Genomic DNA, 8,934 nt, shown 5'->3' on the forward strand with positions numbered 1-8,934 from the left:
GACGACGAGCAGCAGGTCGCCGACCTCGACCGAGACACCGGACGAGCGGAGCAGCTCGGTGACGGTTCCCGCGTGTGGGCTGGTGACGGCCGCCTCCATCTTCATGGCCTCGATGGTCGCGAGTCGGTCACCCTGGCTGACCCGGTCGCCGGCGGCGACTGCGTAGGTGACCAGGCCGGGTAGCCCCGCGGGGATCTGGGCCGGATCGCCCGGATCAGCACGCCGGGCGGCATTGGACGCCGGCGCGATGGAGTTGTCCCGTACCGACACCGGCCGTGGCGCTCCGTTGACCCGCAGGTAGAGGGTGCGCATACCCGCGTCGTCCGGTCCACCGATGTCGTGCAGCTCGACGATGGTCTCGACACCCGGTTCGACCGTGATGACCACCGGCTTACCCGGGGTGAGGCCGTAGAAGAACTCCTCGGTGGGGATCGCCGAGCTGTTGCCGTACGCGGCCAGCGCCGCGGTGTAGTCCTTCCACGGACCCGGGAACAGCAGCCGGGACAGGGTCTCCCGCCGGCCGGCGCCGGCCAGCGCCGCGGAGTCCGCCGCACTGAGCTCGGCCGCGGGTGCGGCCGGGTGTCGGCCGGCGAGTGCGCGTTCGCGGAACGGCTCGGCGAAACCTGCCGGCGGGGTACCGAGTTCGCCCGCCAGGTAGCCCAGGACGCTCGCCGGCAGGTCGTAGCGTTGGGGATTGTCCCGCAGCGCGGCGACGTCGATGTCGCCGCTTGCGATGAACAAGGCCAGGTCCCCGACGACCTTGCTGGTCGGAGTGACCTTGATGGGTTTGCCGAGCAGGTCGTTGGCCAGGGCGTAACACTCCTGCACCTGTGACCACTTCGCGCCCAGTCCGAGCGCGATCGCCTGCTGGCGCAGGTTCGTCAGCTGCCCGCCGGGGATCTCATGGCGGTACACCGCGCCGGTTGGCGCCCGCAGGCCCGCCTCGAAGGGCGCGTAGAGATCACGCGCAGCCTCCCAGTACGGCTCCATGGCGGACAGCGCGGCCAGGTCGATCCCGGTCGCGCGCCGGGTGTGGTCGGTGGCGGCGACCAACGCGGACATGTTCGGCTGGCTGGTCCCACCCGACAGCGGCGCGGCCGCAGCGTCGACGGCGTCCGCGCCGGCGTCGGCCGCCGCGAGCAGGGTGGCGAGCTGACCGCCGGCGGTGTCGTGGGTGTGTACCTGGACGGGCAGGTCGAAGTTCGCCCGCAGCGCCGTCACCAGGATGCGCGCCGCGGCCGGTCGCAGGAGCCCCGCCATGTCCTTGACCGCGAGTACGTGGGTGCCGGCGGCGACGAGTCGTTCGGCCAGGCGGAGATAGTAGTCGAGGGTATAGATCGATTCTGCCGGATCCGCCAGGTCACCGGTGTAACACAGCGTGCCCTGGGCGACCGCGCCAGCCTCGATGACCGCGTCGATCGCCGGCCGCATCTGCTCGATGTCGTTCAGCGCGTCGAACACGCGGAAGATGTCGATACCGGTTGCGGCCGCCTCGGCGACGAACGCCCGGACCACGTCATCGGGGTACGGGGTGTAACCGACCGCGTTGCGTCCGCGCAACAGCATCTGCAGGCAGATGTTCGGTACCCGCTCGCGGATGGCGGCGAGACGCTCCCACGGGTCCTCCGCCAGGAACCGCAGCGCCACATCGTAGGTCGCCCCGCCCCAGCACTCCAGGCTCAGCAGCTCGGGGGTGAGCCTGGAGTACGCGGGCGCCGCCGCGAGAATCTCAGTGGTCCGCAGCCGGGTGGCCAGCAGCGACTGATGGGCGTCACGCAAGGTGGTGTCGGTGACCGCGAGCTGCTCGGACGCCCGCAGCCGCGCCGCCCATTCCCGTGGTCCGAGCTCGGCGAGAAGCTGACGGGACCCGGCCGGCGCCATGGCGGGGGGCAACGACGGCAGTACGGTCACCGGGTCGACCAACGCGCCGGCCGGTCGCTTGTGGCCGTTGACGGTGCTGTGCGCGAGCCGGTCCAGCAGGCGGCTGGTCCGGTCGGTTCCGCCGTCACCGACCGACAGAGCGGGCCGGTCGTCCAGGAAGGACGTGGTCACCCGTCCGGCCAGGAAGTCCGGCTCTGCCAGCAACCGGCGCAGGAACGTCAGGTTCGTGCGCACACCGCGGACCCGGAACTCCGCCAGCGCCCGGCGGGCCCGCCCGGTGGCCTGCTCGAAGGTGGCGCCCCGGGTCGTCACCTTGACCAGCAGCGAGTCGAAGTACGGGGTGACCTGCGCACCCTCGTAGGTCGCCCCGTCCAGCCGAACTCCCGGGCCGCCCGGGGACTGGTATCGGGTGATCTTCCCGATGTCCGGGCGGAAGCCGTCCGCCGGGTCCTCGGTGGTCACCCGGCACTGCACCGCGGCCCCGCGGATCGTGATCGATTCCTGGGTGAGGCCCAGGTCGGCCAGAGTCGCACCGGCGGCGATCCGCAGCTGGGCCGCGACCAGATCGACACCGGTGATCTCCTCGGTCACGGTGTGCTCGACCTGGATGCGCGGGTTCATCTCCATGAAGGTGTGTGAGCCGTCGGCCGCGACCAGGAACTCGACCGTGCCCGCATTGACATAGCCGACATGCCGGGCGAACGCGAGCGCATCCACGCACAGCTGGTCACGTACGGCCGGATCGAGCAGCGGCGCGGGCGCCACCTCGACGACCTTCTGATGGCGGCGCTGTACCGAACAGTCCCGCTCATAGAGGTGGACGACTTTTCCGGTCGTGTCGCCGAGAACCTGCACCTCGACGTGGCGGGGCCGGTTCACCGCCTGCTCAAGGAAGATCGTTCCATCGCCGAACGCCGCCGCCGCCTCTCTGATCGCGCTTGCCGCCGCATCGGAGAGATCATCGGCCCGGTGCACCCGGCGTAGCCCACGACCGCCACCACCGGCCGAGGCCTTCACGAACAGTGGGAAGCCCACCGACGCCGCGGCGTCGGCGGCCGCGGCCGGGTCCGCCAGTGGCGCCGAGGCCCGCAGTACCGGCAGGCCCGCGGCTACCGCAGCCTCGCGGGCGGCCACCTTGTCGCCGGTCAGGCGCAGCACGTCCGGCGGGGGACCGACAAAGGTGATGCCGGCCAGCACGCACGCTTCGGCCAGCGCCTCGCTCTCCGACAGGAAGCCGTAGCCCGGGTGCAGCGCGTCCGCGCCGACCCGTTTCGCCACGGCCAGCAGGGCGTCGACATCCAGATATCCCCGGACGGGATGCCCCGGTTCGCCGAGTTCATATGCTTCATCGGCTTTTATCCGGTGTAGCGAACCCACGTCTTCGGGCGTGTAGACGGCGACAGTACGTAGGCCCAGTTCGTTCGCGGCTCGGAAGACACGGACAGCGATCTCGCTGCGGTTCGCGACCAGGACCTTGTTGATCAAAGTGGCACCCCTCCACGACGCGGACTAGCGTCCCCTCACTGGGTCGACCCCGGACGGTTGTCAACCCGGATGAATTGTCGCAGTGTTTTCGGGCACGTGCCGTTGTTGTCTCCGGCGGGCAACCGTGGTCAAGGTGCCGTTCTAGCCGCCGAGCCTGGTGGCGAACACCGCCGCCTGGGTCCGACTCTCCAGCCCGAGCTTGGACAGCAGGCTGGACACATAGTTCTTCACCGTCTTCTCCGCCAGGAACATGCGGGTGGCGATCTGCCGGTTGGTGAGCCCTTCGGCGATGAGCGCGAGAATGCGACGCTCCTGGTCGGTCAGGCCGGCAAGCCGCCCGCCCTGGTCGGACCCCTGCCGGAGCCGACAGAGTACACGTGGCGTCACCGTGCGGTCCAGCAGCGACTGGCCGGCCGCGACCCGCCGCACGGCGTCCACCAAGGCGGTGCCACGAATCTGTTTGAGCACGTATCCGGCGGCTCCGGCCATGATCGCGGTGAACAGCGCGTCCTCGTCGTCGAACGAAGTGAGGATCAGGCAGCCAATTGTCGGGTCCTGCGAGCGGACCTGCCGGCACACCTCGATCCCACTGCCGTCCGGTAGACGTGCGTCGAGGATCGCGACGTTGGGCCGCGTCGCGAGGATCGCCTGGTCCGCACCGTCAGCGCGATCGGCTTCGCCGATCACATCGATGTCGCGCTCACCGGCAAGAAGATCGCGTAGCCCGCGTCGGACCAACTCGTGATCATCCAAAAGGAACACCCGGATCGTAGTCGCGTCCGGTGTGATTCCAACCGGCCCGGCCACGTTCGCAGATTTCTCCGACACCGTATTCTCCGCCTGACCGGGGTTGTCTGTCACTACAAGTCACATTATGCAAACAGATTCTAACCGAGTCGGTGGAGCCCGACCCCCCGCTCCCGCCTAATCGGCGGCTGCCGGTTTCCGCGGCAGCGCGTCGTGTGCGGCAGATCTCAACGCGGTGGGACCTCATCGCCGGGCCGGGTCGGGCCGCCGCGGGCAGCGACAGACCGGGTCCGGTCGGGTCGGCCCGGCCCGGCCCGGGTCGAAAAAGGATGTGAATCTGAGGCTGCTCCAATAGCTGCAGATTCACATCGTTGAGCCACCGCTGCTGGCCGGCCCGGGGACCGGCACATCCGGGAACCGGCTGGTCTCAGAACTGGACCGTCATGGTTCCGCCGAGTAGCGGGATCGGCCAGAGGGTCACCGCCAGGACGAAGGTGACCAGCTGGGAGCCGGTGTGAACCTCGTAGCTCTTGCTGAGCGCAACGATGATGCCTACGACGAGCCAGATCAGGGCGACGATGGGAACCTGCACACGGGCACGCATGGTGGTCCTTTCTGGATCAGATCCGGGTCGAGGTTCCAAGGACGTCCGAGGCGGCGGGGACCTCAGGTCCGGGGTCCCGCGCCGCGCCGCGTCTCTGATCAGACCGATTAGCGGATCTTTACCCTGGTCGCGGCGTTGAAACGTCTCATGAACGGATGTGTCGCCAATGTCTCGTGAGCACCCCGGTGCGGGAAGCGACCAGGGCATCCGGGAAGATGCGCTACCGGATTCCCGCGAGGTTGCTCGCGGCCGCCACGGTCCGGAGATTGTTCACGTGTGAGGGAGGACGTCGCCATGCGGTTGGGTAAGAGCAGTGCGGATTCAAGGCAGGCATCTGTCGAACGGGTTGTCAAGATCCTGGAAGAGTATGTCGGCGGCCTCCCGGTGGCCGGCCCGGACGAGCCGTTCGTGTTTGTCCGGACCTGGACGCTCACGCGGACCGGTTCGGACGCGCCGCTGTCGCAGACATCACCCGCGACAGCACCCGCGGATGTGTCGTTCCAGGTCCGCTGCGTGGTGTCGCAGCGGACCACCGAGGACGACAGCGCGGACGAAGTCGACGACCAGCGGACCTACGAACAGCTCATCGGCGCGGCCCGAGCGCTGGCCGCGAACGGGTTCGGGACCGAGGAGGTCTTCGAGGGCTGGCGGACGGTCGCCCTCGAGGTTGCGTTGCCATCGGCCGCGCGGGCCGCCGAGGCCATCGGCAAGGCAAAGAAGGTCGAGAAAGCGGTGGAAGTGGAAGCTGAGAAGGGCGAGAAGAAGCGGCGGCGTGGACTGCGCCGGCCGGAGCCCGTTTCGGTTTCCTAGACACGTGTGAGGCCGCCGGCCGCGCGAGGGGAACGATGATCGCGCGGCCTTTGGCCTGGACACGTGTGAGGCCGCCGGCCGCGCGAGAGGAACGATGATCGCGCGGCCGGCGGCTGGCGGGGAACTCGTCAGGACCAGGGCGTCCGGCGGACCCAGCGGTGGTCGGGGGCGTGACGCCGAGGGGGCCCCGCGGCCCGCAGTTCGCGGACGAACGGGAGGACCGCCACGGCGCCGAAGACAAACCCGACCACATGGGCGCCATAGGCCACGCTGCCGCCGTCGGCAACGCCCATCCCGGTGAAGTACACGTACTGCAGCACGAACCAGAAGCCGAGCACGAGCCATGCCGGCAGCCAGAACGGCAGGAAGAACAGGAACGTGACGAGCCCGATGACCCGGGCCCGCGGGAATACCACGAGGTAGGCGCCGAGAACACCGGCGATCGCACCGGACGCGCCGATGAGTGTCGTGGTCGACTCCGGTTCGAACAGTGCGAACCCGTACGCGGCCGTGTAGCCGCACACCACGTAGAAGATCAGATATAGCAACCGTCCCATGCGGTCCTCGATGTTGTTGCCGAAGACGCCAAGGAACAGCATGTTACCGAGCAGGTGCAGCCAGCTTCCGTGTAGGAACATCGACGTCAGTACCGACAGCACCGGTGACTTGACGAACGACGGCGGGGACTCCAGCTCGCAGAGCACCTGACCCTGGGCGTTCCGACCGGGGGAGCGGCCGCTCGGTACCGTCTCAAGGCGCTGGTTCTCCAGCATCTCCACGGGAATCGCTCCCCACTGGTCGAAGAACCGCTGCTGTTCGCATACGTTCTGCGCGGCTGACGTGCTGGAGCCGGCAACCGAGGACACGATCGGCTCGAAGAGCACGAAGACGGCGACGTTCACCGCGATCAACAGCCAGGTCATGATCGGCCGGCGGCGAAGTGGGTTGATGTCGTGAATCGGCAGGACCACACGTTCATCCTGCCCGTGGCGCCAGCCCGGCCCACCACCGCCTCCGGGCTCTGTGCGGCTCAACCGGAACCGTACGGGAGTTTCATGATCGATTTTGTGGCTGCGGCCAGCCCGCGACGACGGCACGCCGCCGCACCCACCGCGCCGACGGTTCCCGCCGCCATGCGCTCTCATCGACCGGTGGGCAGAGCGCCACCGGATATCCGAATCCAAAACGGCGGTCGATAGCGGCCGATATATGACTACGATTTTCCTGCTTTTCTCATCACGTAGTTTCCACGCTAATCGGAGACACCGTCCGCCGCTTGCGGCGAACGGTCGTCAGCCTCTACCGTCTACCCCGCCGGGAGATTGTTTATTGAAAGGGGTCGGCCGCCCGCGCCGAAAACGGTGGCTTCCGAAGTCGGCAATCTACTGTATGTATGGCGCCTTCCGGGGTGCAGGATGGATGAATTTCCATTATGGCCGGCGTGTCCCCTGACGCGGGAAACGGAAAGGCTGGGGATTTGCGATCAAAAAAATCATGAACAGAAGGATCGCGGTGACGGGCATCGGGGTACTGCTCGTCACCGCCGCGCTCGGCACGGCCGGGGGCGCAGCCCGGGCAGACGGGTACCCACCGACGGCGGAAGCGGTCGGCGGCGCCACACTCGCCGACCTTCCGGCCGGGCAGGACACCGGCTATTCCGGCCATGACGATGGCCTCGACATCAATGTGGACGATACCCACGGCGATACCCACGGCGACTGGGACGGAGCTCCGGGCCCAGGCCTCCCGGTGCCCCAGGAGGCGTGGGCGTGGACCCAGCTGACCGACCGTGGTGCCGAGATCCGTTATGTCACGCCCGTGAACGGCGCCTGCCCCTTTGTGACGTTCACCCCAGGGGGTAGCCAGCAGATGACTCATCCGTCGCCGGCATTCGTCAGCACTCCGGCGGCGTTTCCCAGCACGGCCACCGTGTGTACTCTGCCAGTCCCACCAGGGACCACCGGCGCGCAGATCGACCCTGCGACGGCCGGCGCGGTTACGATCCGCCCCACCGCGAACGGGACGGTACCGGTGCCGAAGTGGCCCACTACCGGGCGTCCCGCTCACATTGCGGTGATCGGTGACACCGGGTGCCGGGTGCCGGTATCGGGGCCGGCGCAGAACTGCACACCAGAGCCGCAGTACTGGCCGATGCGGGGTGTCGCCGACAGCGCGGCGACCAGACCGACTCCACCTGATCTCGTCATCCACGTGGGCGACTACATCTACCGGTCGAATCTCTCCGTGCCGCAGGCACAGACGCCGACGTGTGGCCCGGCAACCGGGGGAAACCCGCACACCTGGGGATGCCTGATCGCCGACTTTTTTGAGCCGGCGGCAAACCTGGTGGCACAGGCCCCGATCGTGTTCGTTCGGGGCAACCACGAGACCTGCAACCGCTCGGGCAATGTGTATTTCCGCTACCAGGCGGATACCTTGAATGCGACGGCCTGCAGTCTCCTCCCTCCGCAGTATTACACTCCGCCGGTACGGATCAACGCCGGCACCCTCGGCCTGCTGCTCCTCGACTCATCCTGCGCCGCGGCGGAGTCCATGGCCGACTGTAACCAGACGCCACAACAAAAAATCGACGAATATACTGCAGAATTCAACCGGGTGAACGCCGGTCTGGTTCAGCAGGGCGACAATTTTCTCCTCAGTCATTCACCGATCTGGACGATCAACGGCGTCACCCCGCATGGCAACCCCGAGTGGGTCGACCACAACCTCGAAATGTCAATCACGAACACCACAGTGCATCAGCTGGATCCGAGAATCAACCTGGTGCTTTCAGGCCATGTGCACCTGTATCAGATGCTCGACTTCGGGAGCCTAACCTCACCGCACCGTCCGCCTCAGGTGACCGTGGGCTCGTCAGGTACCGAGCTCGACCAGCAGACCTGGTTGGACAACCAGATGATCAATAAGGATGTCGACGGTTATCCGGTCAGACACCTGGTCACGCGTCCGGAGTTCGGCTATGCGGTACTCCGCTTCATCCCCGGAGCGACAACTCCTCCAATGACCTCAGATACCTGGAACCTCCGGTACTTCGATCAGTTCGGTAACCCGTCGACGGGTACGAACTGCAACCTCGTGGGAGCGCAGTTCCCCAACTGCGAATGACCGACTGACGTCGGACGTCATCCCTACCGTCACCGCGGTCGCCCGTTCCGACAGCCGCGGTGACGGACTCGGGGGAGCATCAGCATGCGGTCATCGCATGGCGTTCTTGGTGAACGGGTTGGGTCAATAAGGACCGTGCGTCAATAACGACTGTCGCTGTGCTGGGACTGTCGGTTCATCCACACGGGTGTTATGAGGACGACGAGCCCGGCGGCTACACCGACCTGCAGGATGTGACGTATCCAGTCGACGCCACCGGTGTGGGCGACGCCGATCGCCCC

General features: G+C 67.3%; 6 protein-coding genes. 2 read left to right on the forward strand and 4 right to left on the reverse strand.

From position 1 onward, the window contains the following. The 3 genes from U9980_RS15715 to U9980_RS15725 all read right to left on the reverse strand — a co-directional run. The coding region (locus U9980_RS15715) for a pyruvate carboxylase (RefSeq protein ID WP_322768608.1) at positions 1-3,363 on the reverse strand (3,363 nt) is incomplete at its 3' end. Between the two features lie 144 nt (positions 3,364-3,507). Further along, on the reverse strand, positions 3,508-4,194 hold the full coding sequence (locus tag U9980_RS15720; RefSeq protein ID WP_322747140.1) for a response regulator transcription factor: 687 nt from the start codon (positions 4,192-4,194) through the stop codon (positions 3,508-3,510). Between the two features lie 346 nt (positions 4,195-4,540). Then, a complete protein-coding gene (locus U9980_RS15725) occupies positions 4,541-4,717 on the reverse strand; it encodes a hypothetical protein (RefSeq protein ID WP_322768604.1) in 177 nt (58 codons plus the stop codon). Between the two features lie 276 nt (positions 4,718-4,993). On the opposite strand from U9980_RS15725, the gene U9980_RS15730 reads away from it, so the two are divergent. Then, positions 4,994-5,527: a hypothetical protein gene (locus U9980_RS15730; RefSeq protein WP_322768605.1), complete on the forward strand. Its 534-nt coding sequence runs from the start codon at positions 4,994-4,996 to the stop codon at positions 5,525-5,527. Positions 5,528-5,655: 128 nt separating this feature from the next. Here the strand turns inward: U9980_RS15730 and U9980_RS15735 are convergent, their stop codons facing one another. Next, the gene (locus U9980_RS15735; protein WP_322768606.1) at positions 5,656-6,498 is read right to left on the reverse strand and encodes a rhomboid family intramembrane serine protease; all 843 of its coding nucleotides are present in this window, start codon (positions 6,496-6,498) and stop codon (positions 5,656-5,658) included. A 541-nt stretch (positions 6,499-7,039) separates the two neighbouring features. Between U9980_RS15735 and U9980_RS15740 the strand changes: the two genes are divergently transcribed. Next, positions 7,040-8,653, forward strand: coding sequence for a metallophosphoesterase (locus tag U9980_RS15740; RefSeq protein ID WP_322768607.1), 1,614 nt, complete (start codon positions 7,040-7,042; stop codon positions 8,651-8,653). Positions 8,654-8,934 lie beyond the last annotated feature (281 nt).

It is taken from the genome of Protofrankia sp. Cr1 (assembly GCF_963555865.1).
Taxonomy (GTDB): Bacteria; Actinomycetota; Actinomycetes; order Frankiales; family Frankiaceae; genus Protofrankia.

Coding starts and splice junctions, on each gene's coding strand:
- U9980_RS15725 (WP_322768604.1), bottom strand. CDS start 4,717: ATGCGTGCCCGTGTGCAGGTTCCCATCGTCGCCCTGATCTGGCTCGTC.